The organism is Capnocytophaga ochracea DSM 7271 (genome assembly GCF_000023285.1).
GTDB classification, from domain to species: Bacteria; Bacteroidota; Bacteroidia; order Flavobacteriales; family Flavobacteriaceae; genus Capnocytophaga; species Capnocytophaga ochracea.
Genome location: NC_013162.1, coordinates 1,448,617 through 1,466,854, shown reverse-complemented (window position 1 = coordinate 1,466,854; position 18,238 = coordinate 1,448,617). Strand labels below are relative to the sequence as shown.

Annotated in this window: 21 protein-coding genes and 1 tRNA gene; 6 read left to right on the top strand and 16 right to left on the bottom strand. The window is 35.9% G+C overall.

Features of this window, described 5'->3' with window-relative positions; all coding sequences use genetic code 11:
• Window positions 1–83 precede the first annotated feature (83 nt).
• The gene (locus COCH_RS06335) at window positions 84–1,421 is read right to left on the bottom strand and encodes a PKD domain-containing protein (RefSeq protein ID WP_015782417.1); all 1,338 of its coding nucleotides are present in this window, start codon (window positions 1,419–1,421) and stop codon (window positions 84–86) included.
• Window positions 1,422–1,989: 568 nt separating this feature from the next.
• On the opposite strand from COCH_RS06335, the gene porV reads away from it, so the two are divergent.
• Entirely contained in the window at window positions 1,990–3,090 is a 1,101-nt protein-coding gene (gene porV / locus COCH_RS06330) for a type IX secretion system outer membrane channel protein PorV (protein WP_041546939.1), read from the top strand.
• Here the strand turns inward: porV and COCH_RS06325 are convergent.
• Together COCH_RS06325 and COCH_RS06320 are read right to left on the bottom strand one after the other, a co-directional pair.
• Window positions 3,068–3,277 (bottom strand): hypothetical protein, encoded by a 210-nt coding sequence (locus COCH_RS06325; RefSeq protein WP_015782415.1) that lies wholly within the window; start codon window positions 3,275–3,277, stop codon window positions 3,068–3,070. The two genes, porV and COCH_RS06325, sit on opposite strands and share 23 nt — an antisense overlap.
• Window positions 3,278–3,293: 16 nt before the next feature.
• Entirely contained in the window at window positions 3,294–3,935 is a 642-nt protein-coding gene (locus COCH_RS06320; protein ID WP_223375709.1) for a 6-bladed beta-propeller, read from the bottom strand.
• Between the two features lie 196 nt (window positions 3,936–4,131).
• Here COCH_RS06320 and COCH_RS12505 point away from each other — a divergent pair, with 196 nt between their 5' ends.
• Together COCH_RS12505 and COCH_RS12500 are read left to right on the top strand one after the other, a co-directional pair.
• Window positions 4,132–4,341: a transposase gene (locus COCH_RS12505; protein WP_081432979.1), complete on the top strand. Its 210-nt coding sequence runs from the start codon at window positions 4,132–4,134 to the stop codon at window positions 4,339–4,341.
• Between the two features lie 191 nt (window positions 4,342–4,532).
• Window positions 4,533–4,925 (top strand): transposase, encoded by a 393-nt coding sequence (locus COCH_RS12500; protein ID WP_081432978.1) that lies wholly within the window; start codon window positions 4,533–4,535, stop codon window positions 4,923–4,925.
• Between the two features lie 113 nt (window positions 4,926–5,038).
• On the opposite strand, the gene COCH_RS12495 is transcribed toward COCH_RS12500, so the two are convergent.
• The 5 genes from COCH_RS12495 to COCH_RS06295 all read right to left on the bottom strand — a co-directional run bounded on the left by COCH_RS12495 (window position 5,039) and on the right by COCH_RS06295 (window position 8,832).
• A complete protein-coding gene (locus COCH_RS12495) occupies window positions 5,039–5,215 on the bottom strand; it encodes a hypothetical protein (protein ID WP_015782413.1) in 177 nt (58 codons plus the stop codon).
• Between the two features lie 50 nt (window positions 5,216–5,265).
• Window positions 5,266–5,598: a hypothetical protein gene (locus COCH_RS12490; protein ID WP_015782412.1), complete on the bottom strand. Its 333-nt coding sequence runs from the start codon at window positions 5,596–5,598 to the stop codon at window positions 5,266–5,268.
• Window positions 5,599–5,980: 382 nt separating this feature from the next.
• Window positions 5,981–6,808, bottom strand: a complete 828-nt coding sequence (locus tag COCH_RS06305) for a hypothetical protein (RefSeq protein WP_015782411.1) — start codon at window positions 6,806–6,808, stop codon at window positions 5,981–5,983.
• Window positions 6,809–6,815: 7 nt separating this feature from the next.
• Window positions 6,816–7,907, bottom strand: coding sequence for a thiol-activated cytolysin family protein (locus COCH_RS06300; RefSeq protein ID WP_015782410.1), 1,092 nt, complete (start codon window positions 7,905–7,907; stop codon window positions 6,816–6,818).
• A 100-nt stretch (window positions 7,908–8,007) separates the two neighbouring features.
• Window positions 8,008–8,832 (bottom strand): hypothetical protein, encoded by an 825-nt coding sequence (locus COCH_RS06295; protein ID WP_015782409.1) that lies wholly within the window; start codon window positions 8,830–8,832, stop codon window positions 8,008–8,010.
• Window positions 8,833–9,131: 299 nt separating this feature from the next.
• Here COCH_RS06295 and COCH_RS12485 point away from each other — a divergent pair, with 299 nt between their 5' ends.
• Window positions 9,132–9,341 (top strand): transposase, encoded by a 210-nt coding sequence (locus tag COCH_RS12485; RefSeq protein ID WP_081432977.1) that lies wholly within the window; start codon window positions 9,132–9,134, stop codon window positions 9,339–9,341.
• Window positions 9,342–9,532: 191 nt separating this feature from the next.
• Complete coding sequence (locus tag COCH_RS12480) at window positions 9,533–9,925, top strand: transposase (RefSeq protein WP_081432976.1); 393 nt, start codon at window positions 9,533–9,535, stop codon at window positions 9,923–9,925.
• Here the strand turns inward: COCH_RS12480 and COCH_RS06285 are convergent.
• The 8 genes from COCH_RS06285 to COCH_RS06250 all read right to left on the bottom strand — a co-directional run bounded on the left by COCH_RS06285 (window position 9,922) and on the right by COCH_RS06250 (window position 15,684).
• Entirely contained in the window at window positions 9,922–10,194 is a 273-nt protein-coding gene (locus COCH_RS06285) for a hypothetical protein (protein ID WP_015782408.1), read from the bottom strand. The genes COCH_RS12480 and COCH_RS06285 overlap by 4 nt on opposite strands.
• A 30-nt stretch (window positions 10,195–10,224) precedes the next feature.
• Window positions 10,225–11,265, bottom strand: coding sequence for a hypothetical protein (locus tag COCH_RS06280; RefSeq protein ID WP_015782407.1), 1,041 nt, complete (start codon window positions 11,263–11,265; stop codon window positions 10,225–10,227).
• A 1-nt stretch (window position 11,266) separates the two neighbouring features.
• Window positions 11,267–11,896, bottom strand: a complete 630-nt coding sequence (locus tag COCH_RS06275) for a hypothetical protein (RefSeq protein WP_015782406.1) — start codon at window positions 11,894–11,896, stop codon at window positions 11,267–11,269.
• A gap of 48 nt (window positions 11,897–11,944) precedes the next feature.
• Complete coding sequence (locus COCH_RS06270) at window positions 11,945–12,388, bottom strand: hypothetical protein (protein WP_015782405.1); 444 nt, start codon at window positions 12,386–12,388, stop codon at window positions 11,945–11,947.
• Between the two features lie 350 nt (window positions 12,389–12,738).
• Window positions 12,739–12,814: transfer RNA gene (locus COCH_RS06265), tRNA-His, on the bottom strand.
• 177 nt (window positions 12,815–12,991) lie between these two features.
• A complete protein-coding gene (rfbC, locus tag COCH_RS06260) occupies window positions 12,992–13,540 on the bottom strand; it encodes a dTDP-4-dehydrorhamnose 3,5-epimerase (RefSeq protein WP_009410568.1) in 549 nt (182 codons plus the stop codon).
• Window positions 13,521–14,765, bottom strand: a complete 1,245-nt coding sequence (locus COCH_RS06255; RefSeq protein WP_015782404.1) for an alpha/beta hydrolase-fold protein — start codon at window positions 14,763–14,765, stop codon at window positions 13,521–13,523. Before COCH_RS06255 ends, rfbC begins: the two co-directional genes overlap by 20 nt.
• A 94-nt stretch (window positions 14,766–14,859) precedes the next feature.
• Window positions 14,860–15,684: a thymidylate synthase gene (locus COCH_RS06250; RefSeq protein ID WP_009410566.1), complete on the bottom strand. Its 825-nt coding sequence runs from the start codon at window positions 15,682–15,684 to the stop codon at window positions 14,860–14,862.
• Window positions 15,685–16,375: 691 nt separating this feature from the next.
• Here COCH_RS06250 and COCH_RS06245 point away from each other — a divergent pair.
• Complete coding sequence (locus COCH_RS06245) at window positions 16,376–18,238, top strand: M1 family metallopeptidase (RefSeq protein WP_015782403.1); 1,863 nt, start codon at window positions 16,376–16,378, stop codon at window positions 18,236–18,238.

Sequence of the window (18,238 nt, the reverse complement as noted above, 5' to 3'; positions counted from 1 at the left end):
TATTCTCTAAATCTACCCTGCTGAGCTAAAAGAGGTAGAGAAAGTAATACAAAGAATACAAGTAGGTAAGTTCGCGCCATTGGTTAATGATTTTTTTGCATTTTAATATCAACAACTATGTAAGATTCCGCACCATTGCTTACGTATTCCTTTATCTTAATAGCTCCTTTTCGCCCGTTAGCTGTCTCAAAAAGCACAATTCTGTTTGCCTTTTCCTTATTGAAAGGTGCTTTGTTGCTATTAGGTTTTATAGACAAAGAAGATAGAGTAGCGCCCGAAGAAAGCGCATCGAAATCAGCTACTGAGAAAAACACCTGCCCCTTATTCTCTTGTTTGTTGATAAAGTAACTTTTTGTAGCATTGGGAATAGGGTCAAAAACAGCCGTTTGTGCTTCATCTGGTGATAAGAATACATTATAAGCAAAAGAAGTGCTCTGCCCGAAATACACAAAATCAATAAGTCTGCCGTTCTCCGCTGTTACTTCATTAGGTTTTAGTACTTCCCCTAAAAAAGAAGAAAAATAGCAACCTACTGTTTTATTAGTATTGATAGCTAATTTTATATCTGTAAAGGTAATAAGATTATCACCTGCTGTTACCGTAAAGTTCTTCCTTTCGGATAAAGTTTGCTTGTCGTTATTAGCTGTAAGCTCTATTTGATACGTTCCTGCAGTAGGAAGTATAAACGACGGATTTTCATCAGTGCTCTCTTGCTGAAAAGCCCCGCTACTTACTTTCCAGCGATAAGCAGTGGCATTTACCGATTGGTTTTTCAAGAACAAGCGTACAGGGGCTTGTGTATTATGAGGGTATTCATTCGTCATTTCAAAAGCAACAACCAAAGGCGCACGTACTACTACTGTTTTCTCCATTACCCTACGCTGAGAGTGGTTACTCGCTTCCAATCGCAATGTAAATATCCCCCCTTTTTCAAAGGTTACCATAGGATTTTTCTCCGAACTATAAGCAGGCGTTCCTCCTTCAAACGACCATTGATAAGTAGTCGCTCCCTCACTTTGGTTGCTAAGAGTAAGCGTAAGAGGTGCTATATCACTCCCTTGTTGAGTAAAACTAAACAAAGCTGATAGCTCAAGGTAAACTGTAAACGATTTTTGGAAAGTGCGCGCCTCACCGTCTAAATTGGTGGTATGTGCTGTAATAGTATAAGTACCAGGCTCGGTATAACGAATATCCTCAGGATAAAAGGCATTAGAAGAAGTATAACTGCCATTAGGAAATTCCCACTGAAAAGCATCAGCTCCTGTGATTTTGTTTATGATGCGCACTTGTGCTGGAACATTGTAATTATCATCTACCATTGCAATGCTAAAATCACCCTCAATAGGCATATTTTGCTCTTGCTCACAAGCAAAGCAAAACCATAGTGCTAAACAAATTACTATCTTTAAAACTAAACGCATTGTATCATATTCTAAAACGGCTACAAAAGTAATACTTTTTACAGAATAAACCTAAAAAACATTTACTTTTTTAAGTCTAATATGTCATTCTTAACCCTCTAAGAACTAAAAAATCTGCTAATCCCCCCTACCCTATGATTCACACCTGTCTGTGCGACTCTTATCCTTCCTCTTTCTTTCGCCTCGAAACCCCGTTTTTAACATTTTTAGCGTTGTTGTATCACACTATTAATCAATTATTTATATACCCTTTCTATACCAATCGTCCAAGATTCGTATAAGCTTCCTATAAGCTCTCTATAAGCTACCCCCACCCTCCTTACAGCCTTTTTTCACCAAAACCTCTCCCTTCTCTCTTCCGAATTGCTTCGTTTCTTTTTGATAGCTCAGGTGTTTCACTTTTAGGGGTGTACACTTTGCCAAAGTTAATAGCCCGTCGTGCTACGACTGCCCGTGTGGCTCACACTGCCTGTGCGGCTCGCACCTAATTTGCTAATTTCCCCCTCCTCTTTTACAAAAAATTGTATAATTCAACTATTTGATGTATCTTTGCAAAAATACTATTAAAATGAACTGCACTCGGTTATTTTGTTTCCTCTGTGTGTTTCTGTTTGCGAAAACACCCCTCTTTTGTCAAGAAGAAAAGTCTATTTCTACCGCTTTTCCGTTCTTAATTCTTAATTCTGATGCTATATCAGCAGGAAAAGGAGAAGTAGGGGTAGCTTCCTCTCCCGATGTATTTTCTCAAAGAGTGAATGCTTCCAAATATATCTTTCTACCTACTTCTTCAGCAGTAGCCATTAATTATATGCCCTTCACCCATAGAGCTGTGCGCGATGTGTTTTTAGGGGGGATTACTTTTTACAAAAAGAGAATACGCGATGCTTTCGGAGCAAATTTCTCATATTTCAGTATCGGTGATGTGAACTTAACCCAAGACATAGGGCAACAATCATATATGTTAGGCACTTTCAAGCCTACTGAGCTTTCATTGGAGGGCTCTTATAGTTTGCAATTAAGTCAATCGTTCGCAATGGGGGTTACCTCTCGTTTTTTAAGCTCACAACTATCTATTCCTTCGCAAGGGAAGAGTGTTGCCCGAGCATTAGCTTTTGATATAGCAGGCTATTTCTATTCACAAGAACACTTTATTAGTAGTTTGTTATACCGATACACTTGGGGATTCCAACTTTCTAATGTAGGAACAAAGGTGAAGTACGACGACTTGGGCAGGTCTTTCTATCTTCCCACCCAACTGAAATTAGGAGCAGGTTTTTTATTGCAAACCGATAGTTATAACGAGTGGGAACTCTCGATAGAAGCACAGAAATACCTTGTGCCTACCCCTAATGAGCAAGGTGTCCCCGACAAAGATATTATAGAAGCCTTAATAACCTCTTTCTACGATGCTCCTAATGGTTTTCGTGAAGAGTTTCACGAGATTAATTGGGCAATAGGTTTAGAATACAAGTATAACCAATCGTTTTTCTTGCGCTCAGGGTTCTTCTACCAACACAAGGACAAAGGCGACCGAAAGTTCCTATCCATAGGAGCAGGGTTTGCCTTTAACAATTGGCAAATGGATGTAGCCTATCCTTTTTCATTTTCTACTTATAAAAACCCATTTCATACCTTTAAACTTAATCTCATTTATCGCTTTGGACAGTAGAGATTTTGAATTGTTCTAATATTTTCTCTCTATTAGAGAATTTATTAACGTCAAAAATGTAATGCAGTTTGTTTAAGTCATTTGTTTGAGAAAGATACATTAGGTGTTGTTTTAAAAAGCCTTCATCTCTACCTATTTGTTTGATAGCATTTTCTCCCCAACTTTTAAATTTAAGCACTTCAATCATTTTTGTCCATTATATCTCAGTTTTCAAAAATATATAAAGTTCCTTGAGAACTTAACGCTCCTAATAGGTTTTCATTACCTTGAAGCTCGATAATTCTCGGTTCTGCACCTTCCTCTTTTTGAAAGTCATACTCCCAAGTGAGTTTTTTGGTAACTTTATCCAACGCTCCTATTTTACTATCAAAATGACTTGCAAAATAGATTTTACTATCTGTTAGCACAAAATTAGCTATATCACTGCGTATCTTTTTGACTGAAAACTCATTTGTCAAATCATAGAATTGGATAACTCCATTAGTAGGATTTATTTCCCAATAGAATTCCCACATAAAACCGATAAGTCTATGTGTTTTTTCGTCTATTTGAGTTGCTTCGGATAGAGGAATAGCTGAGGGCAACCAACTACAATGGAAATTAGCTATTGTATGTATTTGATGTACTAAAGCCCCTGTTGCAATATCTAACTCTATGATAGTATGATGATTGAGTGCTATCCAAAGTTTTCCTTCTAACACGCCTATCAACTTTTTCACTTCCCAATCTGCCTCTTTGTTGTAATTGTCGTTATGAGGATTATTAGGAATTGAATGTAAAGGGAATTGCCAAGATAGACAATTGTCTAATGTCATCTTAATCATATCTGGAGATGAGCTATCCATATAAAAAAAGTAATCATCATATTTCATTAAGTCCAACAGACTACCCTCACAAAATAGAATTTCATTATTTATCTTTGTTTGGTTACTATTCTCATCATAAATGATGAAGCTGTTTAAACTTTTTCCTATAATAAAGTAAAAGTTCCCGAAAATTAGTAATTTTGTGTTTGAGAAAAAACATTAAAATTCAGGAACTTTGGGCAAAGATACAATAAATAAATGGATTATTCCCTTTTTAAGTGTAGGAAAAAGAGGTTTTAAAAGTAATTTTGATTTAGCTTCAATATTTTTATTGATTCTCAAGAGATTAAAAACAGGGGTACAATGGAGAGAACTTCCAATTGAAAGCTATTTTGAAAAAGGAGAGATCTCTTGGCAAAATGTCTATTACTACTTCAATAAATAGAGTAAAGATGGTAGTTTTCAGCGAGTATGGTTGAATCTATTAAGTAAGAAGAAAAGAAAGTTAGATATGTCTTGCGTTCAATTGGATGGTAGTCATACACGTTGTCGGCAAAAAGGAGAATCTGCAGGTTATCAAGCAAGAAAAAAAGCCGTAACCACAAATAGTATTTTTTGTGTGATAATAAAAGGCAAATGATAGCAATGGGAAGTCCTAAAGCTGGAAATCACAATGACTTATATGAAATAGAAGAAGTACTAAAAGAAATCTTAGCTTTATTAGAAGAAGCAGGAATAGAACACAAAGGACTGTTTCTCAATGCTGATGCAGGATTTGATAGCAAATCTCTTAGAGAGTTTTTAGAAAGCAAAGAAATTATAGCAAATATTAAACCTAATCCCCGAAATGGAGAGCAACCAGATGTTTATTTTGATGAAGAATTGTACAAAAATAGGTTTAAAATTGAACAAGCAAATGGTTGGCTTGACGGATATAAAGGTTTGATAATGAGATATGAGTATCTTGATGTAACTTGGATTGGAATGCTCCTATTAGGGTTTATCTCCAAGTTCCTCAAAAAAGTTTAAACACGTTTAATTACTAAAAAACAATTATCGTTCATTCTGTATTCTTATGTTTTTTGCATTGTTTAGTTCTAATTCTTTGTTTTAAAAGGAACTTGCTAATTGAAAAAGGCGTGCTATAAAATCACTTCTTTTTCAGAAACATTGCCAGGGATGTCGTACGCTTTGATGTGAATCTTGGTACCTGAGCGGTCGGAGTTCGCTATGGTAGCAGTATAGACCCAATCGTCATCGACGAGTGAGGCTTTTCCTGCTTCAAGTGAAGTTCCATCTGCTTTTAGTATCTCAACCATTACTTTTGGTAAATCGAGTACATCACTGGCTTCGATCGTGATTTTAGAGCCTACCGTGCCATTGTAGCCATCGACATTAACCTCCGTAATCTCTGGTACGGACAAATAGTCTTGACAATGAGGTTGTAGGCTGTCAAATGCTTGACCTTTGCCATTTCTTCATATTTACCATACAGATCAAGGTTATTATTCTTGATCTTCTTGGCGTACTTAATGGCTTTTTTGAAGCCGTTGCGGTGTGCGGCTTGAATATTGCTGCTCTTAGATGGTTTTTTAGGCACCTTCGAAACAATTGTCTTGCCGTCTCTTTGTTTGTAGACAAAGATTTTCCCAACATCACCTCGCAAGCCAAGCATTGAATGGTTCTCGGTTATTACACCCATAATAATCAATAATTTAAAGGTTATCTAATTAGTTCGTGTATTTATTTGCTACGCGTCCGCAGGATATAAATACGGTCAATGGAAAGTAGTACTACCTAAAGAAATAATACAAAGGCTGTGCCAAAGTGTAAAACCTGACAAAGTGTCAGGTTTTCGATAATATTGTCAGATGAGGAGACAGAATGGCAGGCGTTCGTATTAAATAGTTTTTTTGTAAAAAAGCAGGTTGTCCAAAAAGTCTATCTGGTGTATTGGTTGGGTATTTTGTGATTTCATAAGTAATTGATAATCATAACACCCCTGCCCCCCCCTTGAGGGGGGGGGGAACCGTACATCGCAGTACTTTTGGACAGCCTGCTTTAATTATAAAAAAATAATTTATTTAGAACTTGACATTGTAGTAGTCTATACGCTTTCTGCCACTATTGTTTGTAGAAGACACTCTTTCTATATGTATCCTGCTAATTTCTCTTGTACTAATTTCAGGAGCTGAACCTGTCTGAGAATCACTTTCATAGAAAAGAAATTCCTTCCCTTGATCAAAATCTCCTGTAAGAGTTTTTCCAAGATATTGCACCAAATACTCTTGTTTTACTCCACTATCAGCAGTTAAAAAAGTATCATTAGCCCCATCACCATCATTGATTTGAAAGTAAAGAACGTTTTTATATTTCGAACCATCTCTTTTTACCTCTGTGCGTACTTTAATATCTACAACATTAAAATTGAGATTTGTATTCTCAAAATAAGGTTTGTTTTCTCCTTCTATCTCTTTAAAGGTATTAAGATGAATTTCAAAACTTCCTGCTACCAAGGGCTTAATTATAATTTTATAAGTACCTGGCTTGGGATAGGTAATTTCTCCTGTAGCAGTGTCAATATTTATTCCTTTTAAATCTTTAACGTCATCGCTATAAATTGACAAATCAAAATCTTTAAAAGCTACGTGGTGATAGTTGTTTTTATCACTTTTTGTAGGGAAAATATGATAGGTTACTTTTTTACCTTCGTTATTTTGTGTGTCTGTAATTTTAACTTCAAACATTAATGATTGTCCTAAGGTTACATTTTCCAATGTATTATTACCTTCCAACAATGCTTTAACCTGAATATCTGTTTTAGGAGCAGGCTCTTCTCCTCCTTTATCATCTTTTTTGCAAGAAACTAAACTAATAGTTATACCTGCTAAAATTAAAAATATCTTTTTCATATTGCTATTATTTTTTATAAGTGAATCGTTCTTCAGTATACATAGTGCGTACGGCAATCGGTCTGTTATCTCTTATTGTTTTAACTCTATAACCTACAGGTGTACAAGATTTCACTAAATCTTCTGGTGCTGGTCTTTTCAAAAACTCCATAAAGCTATTATAGTCAGTAACCAACTTTGCATTTGCTAAATCTCCTCCCCAAATCATTATCTTCATATTGGTTTTGTTAAATAATTTCTCCATCTCTTGCTTATTTTCTGCAGAAATTTCAGCTCCAAATTTACCTATATTGGCTCCAATTGACCCAGAGATAGTTTTTCTTACAGTCTCTTTATCGTCTTCTGTTTCAAGTAATAAATGCGCTACACGACCATAATCTACACTGCTTACATATACAGGTTCATAAGCTCCTACACTTTGGATATTACCCCATTCATTTGCTGATTTTGGGTCTACACTTACAGTATAGAATATTTGGCGTAGTTTTACTAACACATATTTTTTACTATGAATAGTTAGATGTTCTTGGCTATAACCAAATCCTGCATTTACAACTTTTAGGAAATTAGCTTTTACGTGTACAGAAAAAGTTTTATTAAAACTTTCCTTAGTGTTTACTTCTTCAGCTGTATAATCTACAAGTGAAGAGGTGTTATTAAAGTCTATTTGCCCTCTGTTGGTGTATACTAATCCATTAATTCTCTGACGTACATCACTTAACACAGGAAGAGCTTTGTCCGAAACAATATAGTCCTTACCTTTTAGAGTGGTTGAAAGTGTGATTTCTTTTGGGTCTTTAATTACTAAATTAGTATAGACTGCATTCATAAAATCACCTCCATCCAGCACACTCCCTGGATAGATAGAATTAATTAGATCATTATTTATCAATTGAGGAGGGTCTAATTCAAGCTGTTTCTGAACCGTTTCAACATATTCAGTCCCCTTTGTTGATGTTCTTCCCGTTGCTTTTAAAGATAGTGTTTTTTCTGGTTGTTCAGGAAAATCAACCTTATTTTGTCCATTCTCATTGTCTTTTCCACAAGAGATAAATATAGCAAACATTGCTATTACTGGTATAAATTTTAAATTTTTCATAATTCCTAATATTTAAATTATTATCTGTTTTCTATGTCTACATTGTAGTATTTGACAGTTTCTGTGTCTTCCCCATTCCTTTTAATTTGTATGAAAATGTTCATTTTAGAAGAAGGAAGATCAGGTATTGTATTGCTCTTGTTCTTTCTTGTTCGGGATAATACTCATATTCTGCTCCAACGGTAAAACTCAGTGGACCTCTATTATCTCCGTTATACTCAGTAAAGTAAAATATTCCTGCCTTTTCAGGTTGAAGATACTTATCTTTTTCTGTAGATCCATCATCTATTTTAAAGAAGAATTTTCTACGGTTGACAGAATGTTCTTCTAATATAGGAATGAAAGAATCACTCCACTCCCATTTCCATTTGCCAGTAAAATACCCGTGAGAGTAGGCTGTGATTCTTACGGCATTAAAAGTTACTATTGGTATAGCAGAAGTACCTATCTTCTGATTATTTACACTTTTCTCAAGTAAAAACCTCAAATTATATGTACCAGCTTCTTTTGGATAAATGAAGAAACTATAAGTGCCTCTCTTATTAAAAGTAAGTTGCTCAGGATTTTCAAGTAAAACCATTTTTGTAGGGTCTTCCTTGTCAGCTAAATAGATATCATAACTAACTGATCTTTCTTGATGTGTACCTTCATCATAGGTTGAAGCTACTACTCTATAAGTTTCTCCTTCTTGCTCGGCAACTTCATCAGTAATTGTTACATTATAAGGAATGTAATCTCCTACTTTAATATTGCCTATGTTCCGTGGAGGTAAAAGATCTACCCCATTCTCATCTTTAAAACCATCTTTAATAACGGCATTAAAAGGCTGTTTTTCAATAGGAGGTGAATCATCATCCCCACTGTCTTTACTGCAAGCGGTTAAACTAACAACCGCACTTGCTAAGATTAAAAACATTTTTTTCATCGTAAAAGTTCTTATTTTTTTAATAATAATTATGCGACAAAAGTACAATAATATTTTTACCCCCCCCCCCCGTTTTAACAAAAATTTAATACTAATTTTAACACTTAAAAATTTTTAAATCATTGATAATTATGTCATTAATAATTATTATTTATTCTTATTGTTAAATTTGTTTGAACTTCTAATGCTATCAAAGAATAGACGGAATAAAGCTGTTTAAACTTTTTCCTATAATAAAGTAAAAGTTCCCGAAAATTAGTAATTTTGTGTTTGAGAAAAAACACTAAAATTCAGGAACTTTGAGCAAAGATACAATAAATAAATGGATTATTCCCTTTTTAAGTGTAGGAAAAAGAGGTTTTAAAAGTAATTTTGATTTAGCTTCAATATTTTTATTGATTCTCAAGAGATTAAAAACAGGGGTGCAATGGAGAGAACTTCCAATTGAGAGCTATTTTGAAAAAGGAGAGATCTCTTGGCAAAATGTCTATTACTACTTCAATAAATAGAGTAAAGATGGTAGTTTTCAGCGAGTATGGTTGAATCTATTAAGTAAGAAGAAAAGAAAGTTAGATATGTCTTGCGTTCAATTGGATGGTAGTCATACACGTTGTCGGCAAAAAGGAGAATCTGCAGGTTATCAAGCAAGAAAAAAAGCCGTAACCACAAATAGTATTTTTTGTGTGATAATAAAAGGCAAATGATAGCAATGGGAAGTCCTAAAGCTCGAAATCACAATGACTTATATGAAATAGAAGAAGTACTAAAAGAAATCTTAGCTTTATTAGAAGAAGCAGGAATAGAACACAAAGGACTGTTTCTCAATGCTGATGCAGGATTTGACAGCAAATCTCTGAGAGATTTTTTAGAAAGCAAAGAAATTATAGCAAATATCAAACCTAATCCCCGAAATGGAGAGCAACCAGATGTTTATTTTGATGAAGAATTGTACAAAAATAGGTTTAAAATTGAACAAGCAAATGGTTGGCTTGACGGATATAAAGGTTTGATAATGAGATACGAATATCTTGATGTAACTTGGATTGGAATGCTTCTATTAGGTTTTATCTCCAAGTTCCTCAAAAAAGTTTAAACACGTTTGATATAATTATTTTGGTTTTCATAATACTCTACATATAAGTTTGTATCGTATTCTAATTCTCCTTTGTAGTTATAAACCTTACTACCAAAATCACCAAAAACAACAATACTATTTTCTTCATATTTGCTTCCCCAACAAGAATTTACTATAGGAGCAATAGTTTTTTCTTTTTTGTTTTGAATGCTAAACAGCATACCATTCTTAGTGTAAAAAAAATCTTTTTGAGTAATATAAAAACTCCTAACATCTGTTATTTTCATGGTGTTAAAGATATAAAATAAACCTATAAATTAAACTCTTCTCTCAAAAATACGTAAAGTATCATTACTATCTAAAATATAGATATTATTCCCAGAGATTTGCATATCTATGATGTAAGAAATTTCATTTCCTTTCTGAAGCAATTCTGATGACCATATCACTTCCTTTTTCTCTCTGTCAAGAAGTGCAAAACGATTGCTATCTCTTCCTTCAAAGGCATAGATATACTTATCATCATAACCTCCTATATTATTCAAATATAAGTTATTGTTATTATCCTCTTTCCTAAAACTATAACTATCAAAAAGGTTCTTGTTAGAATTTAAATCATATTCCAAATAGAAATATAAATTTAAGTTAAAAATAATACCTTTGGAAATATCCAAAATAGTATCATATCCAAAAAAACCTTTAAAATCCTCTTGGAAAGCATTACCTTTTAAAATTTTCCCATTTGATATAAAATGAGCTTCTTCTCCTGAATAAATATCTAAAACTAACAACCCATTATTGAGAACAAAGCAGATATTGTTTTTATATATCCCTAAAAATTTAATTATTTCAAGTCCTACACTCATAGAGCCTTTTTTATCTAAAGAATACTGCCAAAGGATATCATTTTCCATATTTTTTAAAATAACATTTCTTTTTAAGAATATTTGCAACATAAAATCCTTTTCCCTAAAGAAATTACCCTCTATAAAATAATCATATTTTTTAATCTCCTTAAAAGGATTTAATTGATAAAGATACAAATCACTTAACCATTTACCTTCTTCATTTTTAAAGAAATTCTTAGAAGTTAGAAAGTTATTATTGAATAAAGTATCTTTATGAAAAAACACATCTATCTCAAAAGAGGTGTTATTGATGTAATTGAAAAATACTGTACCTCCTTCTTTTGTATGATAGCATAGATATGTATCGTAAAAGAAGTAACTTTCATTATCTTCATCTAAAAGATAACCATTGATATACAAGTGATTATTTTCATCATTGAAAGCAATGTGATTGTCTAAGACTTGAAAATTACTTATATTGCTAAATGATTGAGTATTTATAAAGTTCATTCTATTCTACTTTTATAATTTTATACAATTGACTTTCCTGTTTAGATATTAATTGATGAAAATCTTCTTTCATAAGCTCTTTTAGTTTATTTTGAGAAATATTTTTTGGATAGTTAGATGTATTGAACAAATGATCTCTCAAGTTTTTGTTTTTCCAAACAGTTTTGAAAATTTCATCTTCATTATTAGTAAAGAATTTTTTAATCCCTCCTTTTATTTTACTTGCTGATATTTTTGAAATATCAAAAACATATCTTAGCTCACCTAAAGTGTTTACAGATTGTAGGTAAGATTGAAATTGGTTAAGAGATATTTTGGATGCATCTATATAACTCTTGTATTCCAAATATTTTAAATCTCCTACGTTTTTTTGAAAGAGTTCTATATCAAAACGACAATTAGAACAATCAATTTCTTTTGATTCAAAACGTGCGTCAAACCTTTTAACACTTTGTGGAGTTATTTCAGAGGTTTTACGCATTTTACTTAGCATAAAAGCAGCTCCTTCAACGGCATAGTTAGGAGTATTATCTTTATTGAGCTTTTTGAGTTCTCTTATCACATCATCAAAACCATCTACTTCTCTGTACTTTGAGACAAAATCTAACACATCATCTAAATACTCGTCCATATTCTTTAAAAATGAAGTAGTTGCTTTCCCACAAGTAGAACAACCAGCTCATACATTAGCTCTTATAATAGCTTCCAATCCTTCTTCGCCACCAATAGCCTCTAATGCTTTTTTATTACTTAAAAATTCAGCTACTTTGTTTATAACTTTTGAGTCATTAGCAAATTTAGAAGCTTCACTACGAGCTTTTTTAACTAAACTTTCTGCTTTTTCTAAAAGCTCTTTAGTGACTTTTTCAGCGGTATCTTCAGCGGTGTGCGCTAATCTTGCTTTTGTATCACCCCCTATAGGTGCTGTTCTACCATTGAATAGTTCTTCGGCTATGTTTTCAGATACGTCTTCAAATCTTTCGGTATTGTTTACTAATACACGTACTCTGTACAAGCCGCTTTCTAATCGTTCAGCTACTTTGCCTGTCGCATTTCTAAAGACTATCAGTAGTTTGCCTGAAGCATTTTTTACATAACGAATGCTTATTCCTATATAACGCAAAGGGTCGCCTATTTCGAATTAGCAACTTTATTTATATCAAAAGCAAAAATACTCTTATATCCATCAGTAAATAGAGGTTTATTTTAACCTCAGTTCGATATATAATACTGATTTATAATAGTTGTGTTTACATTGTAATCTGTGCGAAACTTTCAGGTAGCTTGTCTCCTATTTGTTTGATTTGTGAAGATTTGTAAAATTTCTGTAGCGTAAGCTACTCTTTCCTTACGTCGAAATTGAGCTAATTAATAAAAAGCTAAAAGTCGTTTTTCAGAAATATACTAGCTTTGTATAAGCCATAGCGTATGAGCATAAAAAAAGCGCCTTTTAAGGCGCTTTTTTTATTAATAGGGTGGAATATGGGGCTCGAACCCACGACCTTCGGAACCACAATCCGACGCTCTAACCAACTGAGCTAAGACCACCGTCTGTATTTTCGGGTGCAAAAGTAACTCCTTTTTCCCAATCTACCAAATATTTAGACAACTATTTTTTAGCTAAGTGTTGAGTGTTAAGTGTTAGGAACATTTAGCTCTTTGATTTTCAATCTCTTTTCACCTTTCACTCACATACCCTGTTACGAGCCCTCACTGGCTTTACCTTTTATCTTTTACCTTTTGCCTCTACCAGTAATGGCGCTTTCTTGTCTTTCTCCGAAAGTTGTATCACCTCAGCTGGTAGTCGCCAATCGATACCTATGGTAGGGTCGTCCCAGCGCACACTACCCTCACTCTCGGGAGCGTAGTAATTGTCGCATTTGTATTGAAAAATAGCTTCTTCGCTCAATACAGCAAAACCGTGAGCAAAACCTCTCGGGATAAAAAACTGGCGCTTGTTTTCTTCGTTTAGTATCACAGACTCATACTGCCCAAAGGTAGGTGAGTCTTTTCGCAAATCCACTGCTACATCAAGTACTTCTCCTTTTACGACTCTCACCAATTTAGCCTGTGCAAAAGGTGGTTTCTGAAAGTGTAATCCGCGCAATACCCCATAGGTCGATTGCGATTCGTTGTCTTGTACAAATACAGTGGGGCTTACTAACTCATTAAATCGCTGTTGCGAAAACGATTCAAAAAAGTAACCTCTTCCGTCAAAAAACACCTGTGGCTCAATAATCACCACGCCTTCTATCTTAGTTCTGATTACTTTCATCGGTAGGATTTTGTTCTTCTTGTGCAGGTGCCACTTCTTCTGTTGGTTCTATGGGTTCTATTACTTTTGTGTGTTTACTCTTGCGTTTGGTAGCTTGCAAATGCGTGATACGTTCATTTATCAAGTCTCCTGTGATGAAATCTATATTAGGCTCAGTATACGCTTTCTGATACGTTTTCAGTGCCTTTTTATCGTCGCCTATTTTTTCGTAATATTCAGCTAAAAAGAAATTGGGCATAGCAGTTTTTAGGTAGCCATTGCTCTCTACGTATTTCGCTAATTTCTTAAGCGATTCCCAGTCTTGCGACGAATTAATAGCTGTATAAGTAGCCATCACATCGTTTAGTATAGGCACTTTCTTTACGCCTAACTGTTTATAAATAGTGTTATATTTGTTCTCCAAATATTCATAAATCCCGGTTTCAAGAGTCTCCATTTGGGTCTTAAACTCCTTGCCTCCTATGGGTTTATAAATGTCAAAACACATATCAAGTGCCTGTGCTATCCCCTGCAATTTAGCAGCGTTTACTGAGCTTCCTTTAAAATCAACAAAGTGATATTCTACCGATTCGTGCACAGGCGCTGAGCGCATCGCTCTTTCAAACTGAATTGCCTTGTCGTACACTACTTTGTTTTCCACATCGGCAGTAGCCATATAGTAAAATAAACGGTTAGGCACTCCCGCTGCCAAAGCGTGCGAAAACTCTTCTCCCATACGTGGAAGAGCCACTGGATTAAGGCTTACTATCATATTAAAAGTAGGTTTCTTCTCGGCAAGCATATAGTAATTAGCCAAAAAACCCGCCTCTTCCGAAGCAATAACCCCTTTTAGGTCAGCTATTGGGTATTTCCCTTGTATGTAAGGCACCAATTCTGCCGATACAAACTCAAAGAAACGAGCCGACTCATTAATAGGGCGACCCACCTCTTCTACCACCGTTACATCTTCTTGTTTGGGTTCATACACACCCACCACTATACACTTAGGCATTTCACCAAACTGTTCGTAATAACGCACCATCGAAACAACAGGTTCCATCAGCGTTTCCGCATTGAGCACTACTATCAGCGGATATGCCTGTCTATCCGTGTACTTTTCAGGCTTGTAGATACCTATCTTCTGTTTTCTATTGAGTCTCCCTGACGAAAAAGTCTCCGAAATAACCTGTGAAAACGCACTTTGTAAGGTTACCAAAGCGATAACGATTGTAAGATATTTCTTCATTTTTTTATAGTATTTACTTTATTTTAAACGCACAAATGAAACAAAAAAGCTCCATATAGCAAAATTTTAAGCATTTTTTAACGAAATTTTAACTTTATACCGATACCTGCGCTTTAATCGTAGGGTAAGGGTCATAGCCTTCTAAACGAAAATCGTCATAATCAAAGGCAAACAAATCCTTCACTGCCCGATTCAAGTGCATCGTAGGCAAAGGGCGTGGCGTCCTGCTGAGCTGTAAAGCTACCTGCTCACGATGATTGTTATAGATGTGCACATCACCAAAAGTATGCACAAAATCTCCTAATTGCAAATCGCATACTTGCGCAAGCATCATCGTGAGTAACGCATATGAAGCAATGTTAAAAGGCACTCCTAAAAACACATCGGCACTGCGTTGGTATAACTGACAAGACAATTTCCCATCGGCTACGTAAAACTGAAACAGTGCGTGACAAGGAGGCAATGCCGCTTTACCATTGGCTACATTCTCCGCAAACGATTTTCCTGTATCAGGCAATACCGACGGATTCCAAGCCGAAACGATAATCCGTCGGCTTTCAGGATTTTGTTTAAGAGTCTCTACCACCGTTTTTATCTGGTCAATCGCCTCGCCATTCCAGTGGCGCCATTGCGCTCCATAAACAGGACCGAGGTCGCCGTTCTCATCTGCCCATTCGTTCCAAATGCGCACCCCGTGGTCAGTGAGATATTTAATATTTGTATCTCCTTTTAAAAACCAAAGTAATTCATAGATAACCGATTTTAAGTGTATCTTTTTAGTCGTTACCAGCGGAAAACCCTTATTGAGGTCAAAGCGCATTTGGTAACCAAATACACTAGTCGTTCCCGTGCCGGTACGGTCATCTTTAGAATAGCCATTATCGAGGATATGGCGCAAGAGGTCGTGATATGTTTGCATTTTTAGTTAAGTGTTAAACCTAAGAAGTTAAATCGGTGCAAAGATACAACAATAATAAAAAATACCAATACCCTAACCCCTCTCATTCTATCAACCCACTTATTTCCAATTTTTTATATAGCTTATCTTTGTCTTATATATCACTGCGCTTCATCTTTCCATCGCCACCCCCCCCTACTAAACTCCTCCAACAAATTTACTAATTTCCAAATTCTCTAATTTATTAATCCTCTTTCCCGTCACTACATTCCCCCTCTCCTTGGGAGAGGGACGGGGTGAGGATTCTCTTTCTTTCGCCTCGAAACCCCGTTTTTAACATTTTTAGCCTTGTTGTATTATATTATGAATCAACTACTTATATACCCTTTCTATACCAATCGTCCAAGATTCGTATAAGCTTCCTATAAGCTCTCTATAAGCTAACCTCACCCTCCTCACAGCCTTTTTTCACCAAAACTTCTCTCAGCTATCTTCCGAAAACCTCCGATATCTTCCGAATACTCCTAACAGTATCAACACATCGCTTTTTCATCTCAAACTTTGTCAAAGTTAATAGCCTGTCGTGCTACGACTGCCTGTGCGGCTCGCACCTCATTTCCTAATTTTCCACCTGCCCGTCGTGCTACGACTTGCTAATTTCCCAATTACTTCGTACCTTTGCACTTTCAATAACTATCAATAGAATATAATAATGAGAAAAATACTCTTAGCACTCTCTATTTTCGCTTTTACGCTGAATGCAATAGCCCAAGATAACCCTTGGCAACAACAAGCTGATTACCAAATGAACGTAACGATGGACGTAAAAAACTTTCAGTATAAAGGCACCCAAAAACTCACGTATACCAATAACTCTCCCGATACTCTCAGCGTAGTATTCTACCACCTCTATTTCAACGCTTTTCAGCCAAATAGCGAAATGGATAGCAAACTGCAATCCATCCCCGACCCCGATAGACGTATGGCTAACAATCTCGGCACCGATAAAAACCCCATTTACGAGAGTCGTATAGCCAAACTCTCACCTTCTGAAATCGGACTATTGCGCATTACGGCTATGAGTCAGGACGGACAAAAAGCTACCTTCTCTCACGAAAGTACAATTCTAAAAGTAACCCTCCCCACCCCTATTCTACCTCACAGCAAAACAGTACTCGATATGACCTTTGAAGGTCAAGTGCCCGTAATGATACGTCGTGCAGGTCGTAATAGCCCCGATGGCGTAGCGCTTTCAATGGCACAATGGTACCCTAAAATGGTAGCTTACGATCATCAAGGTTGGCATACTACCGAATACTTAGGTCGTGAGTTCTACGGCGTTTGGGGTAACTTCGATGTAAAAATCACCCTCGACAAAACCTATGTGGTAGCAGGTTCAGGCGTGTTGCAAAATCCTAACGAAATGGGCTGTGGTTATGAAGATAAGGGCGTAAAAATACCCCAAACCAAAGCTAAAACCAAAACGTGGCACTTTGTAGCCGAACGTGTACACGATTTCACTTGGGCTGCCGACCCTCAGTTTACTCACGATAAGCACACTCTCACCGACGGTAAGACCATACACTTCTTCTATAAAAAATATCCAGAGAATTGGAAGCGTATCCAGCCCGATATGCTCAAAGTATTCGATTATTTCAATACACTTATAGGCAAATATCCTTGGCCTCAATACTCTTTCATTCAAGGAGGCGATGGTGGTATGGAGTATGCAATGTGTACCCTTATGGAAGGCGGTAAGAAATACGAGAGTTTAATAGGCACCGCCACCCACGAACTGGCTCACGCTTGGTTTCAACACCTCTTAGCTACCGATGAGGCAGCTTATCCGTGGATGGACGAAGGGTTTACCTCCTATATCCAAACACTTGCCGAACAACAAGTGTTGCACCTCATTCCTGCAACCAACTATCCCTTTACTAAAGCCTACAACGGCTACCTAAACTTAGTAAAATCGGGGTTACAAGAACCTACCATCACTCATTCCGACCGTTATGCGACGAACTACGCTTATAGTATTGCCGCTTACTACAAAGGACAGCTCTTCCTCACTCAGTTAGATTATCTAATGGGCAACGAAGCACTGATGAAAACTCTCAAACGCTACTACCGAGAATATGCTTTCAAGAATCCAACTCCCAATGATTTTATTCGCATAGCCGAAAAAGTATCAGGAATGCAATTGCAATGGTTCCTCAATGAGTTTATGCAAACTGACCACGTAGCCGATTACGCTATCGACAAGGTAGAAGCCAAAGGAAATAAAACGGCAATTACCCTCAAACGCTTAGAACGCCTGCCTCTTTCTATCGACCTTTTTGTAACCGATAAAGCTGGTAAAACCCAATACGTATATGTACCCTTGCGAATGACTTACGGCGAAAAACCAAACACTTACCCTAATTATCCCCGTACGGTAGTTCCTGCTTGGGGTTGGGGTAACCTTACCTACACTTTTGAACTCGATATGCCATTGAACAATATCCAGAGTATAGTATTAGACCCTAATAACAGAAGTGTAGATATCAACAGAGAGAATAATATTTATAAGAAATAG

What these genes read in the sequence shown, in the direction of transcription:
- COCH_RS06275 (WP_015782406.1), bottom strand. Translation starts at nt 11,896, where the DNA reads ATGGACGAGTATTTAGATGATGTGTTAGATTTTGTCTCAAAGTACAGA.
- COCH_RS06295 (WP_015782409.1), bottom strand. Translation starts at nt 8,832, where the DNA reads ATGAAAAAAATGTTTTTAATCTTAGCAAGTGCGGTTGTTAGTTTAACC.
- COCH_RS12490 (WP_015782412.1), bottom strand. Translation starts at nt 5,598, where the DNA reads ATGGGTGTAATAACCGAGAACCATTCAATGCTTGGCTTGCGAGGTGAT.
- porV (WP_041546939.1), top strand. Translation starts at nt 1,990, where the DNA reads ATGAACTGCACTCGGTTATTTTGTTTCCTCTGTGTGTTTCTGTTTGCG.
- rfbC (WP_009410568.1), bottom strand. Translation starts at nt 13,540, where the DNA reads ATGAAAGTAATCAGAACTAAGATAGAAGGCGTGGTGATTATTGAGCCA.
- COCH_RS06320 (WP_223375709.1), bottom strand. Translation starts at nt 3,935, where the DNA reads ATGGATAGCTCATCTCCAGATATGATTAAGATGACATTAGACAATTGT.
- COCH_RS06285 (WP_015782408.1), bottom strand. Translation starts at nt 10,194, where the DNA reads ATGAAAATAACAGATGTTAGGAGTTTTTATATTACTCAAAAAGATTTT.
- COCH_RS06300 (WP_015782410.1), bottom strand. Translation starts at nt 7,907, where the DNA reads ATGAAAAATTTAAAATTTATACCAGTAATAGCAATGTTTGCTATATTT.
- COCH_RS06305 (WP_015782411.1), bottom strand. Translation starts at nt 6,808, where the DNA reads ATGAAAAAGATATTTTTAATTTTAGCAGGTATAACTATTAGTTTAGTT.
- COCH_RS06325 (WP_015782415.1), bottom strand. Translation starts at nt 3,277, where the DNA reads ATGATTGAAGTGCTTAAATTTAAAAGTTGGGGAGAAAATGCTATCAAA.
- COCH_RS06255 (WP_015782404.1), bottom strand. Translation starts at nt 14,765, where the DNA reads ATGAAGAAATATCTTACAATCGTTATCGCTTTGGTAACCTTACAAAGT.
- COCH_RS06280 (WP_015782407.1), bottom strand. Translation starts at nt 11,265, where the DNA reads ATGAACTTTATAAATACTCAATCATTTAGCAATATAAGTAATTTTCAA.
- COCH_RS12500 (WP_081432978.1), top strand. Translation starts at nt 4,533, where the DNA reads ATGATAGCAATGGGAAGTCCTAAAGCTGGAAATCACAATGACTTATAT.
- COCH_RS06245 (WP_015782403.1), top strand. Translation starts at nt 16,376, where the DNA reads ATGAGAAAAATACTCTTAGCACTCTCTATTTTCGCTTTTACGCTGAAT.
- COCH_RS12495 (WP_015782413.1), bottom strand. Translation starts at nt 5,215, where the DNA reads ATGGTTGAGATACTAAAAGCAGATGGAACTTCACTTGAAGCAGGAAAA.
- COCH_RS06250 (WP_009410566.1), bottom strand. Translation starts at nt 15,684, where the DNA reads ATGCAAACATATCACGACCTCTTGCGCCATATCCTCGATAATGGCTAT.
- COCH_RS12480 (WP_081432976.1), top strand. Translation starts at nt 9,533, where the DNA reads ATGATAGCAATGGGAAGTCCTAAAGCTCGAAATCACAATGACTTATAT.
- COCH_RS06335 (WP_015782417.1), bottom strand. Translation starts at nt 1,421, where the DNA reads ATGCGTTTAGTTTTAAAGATAGTAATTTGTTTAGCACTATGGTTTTGC.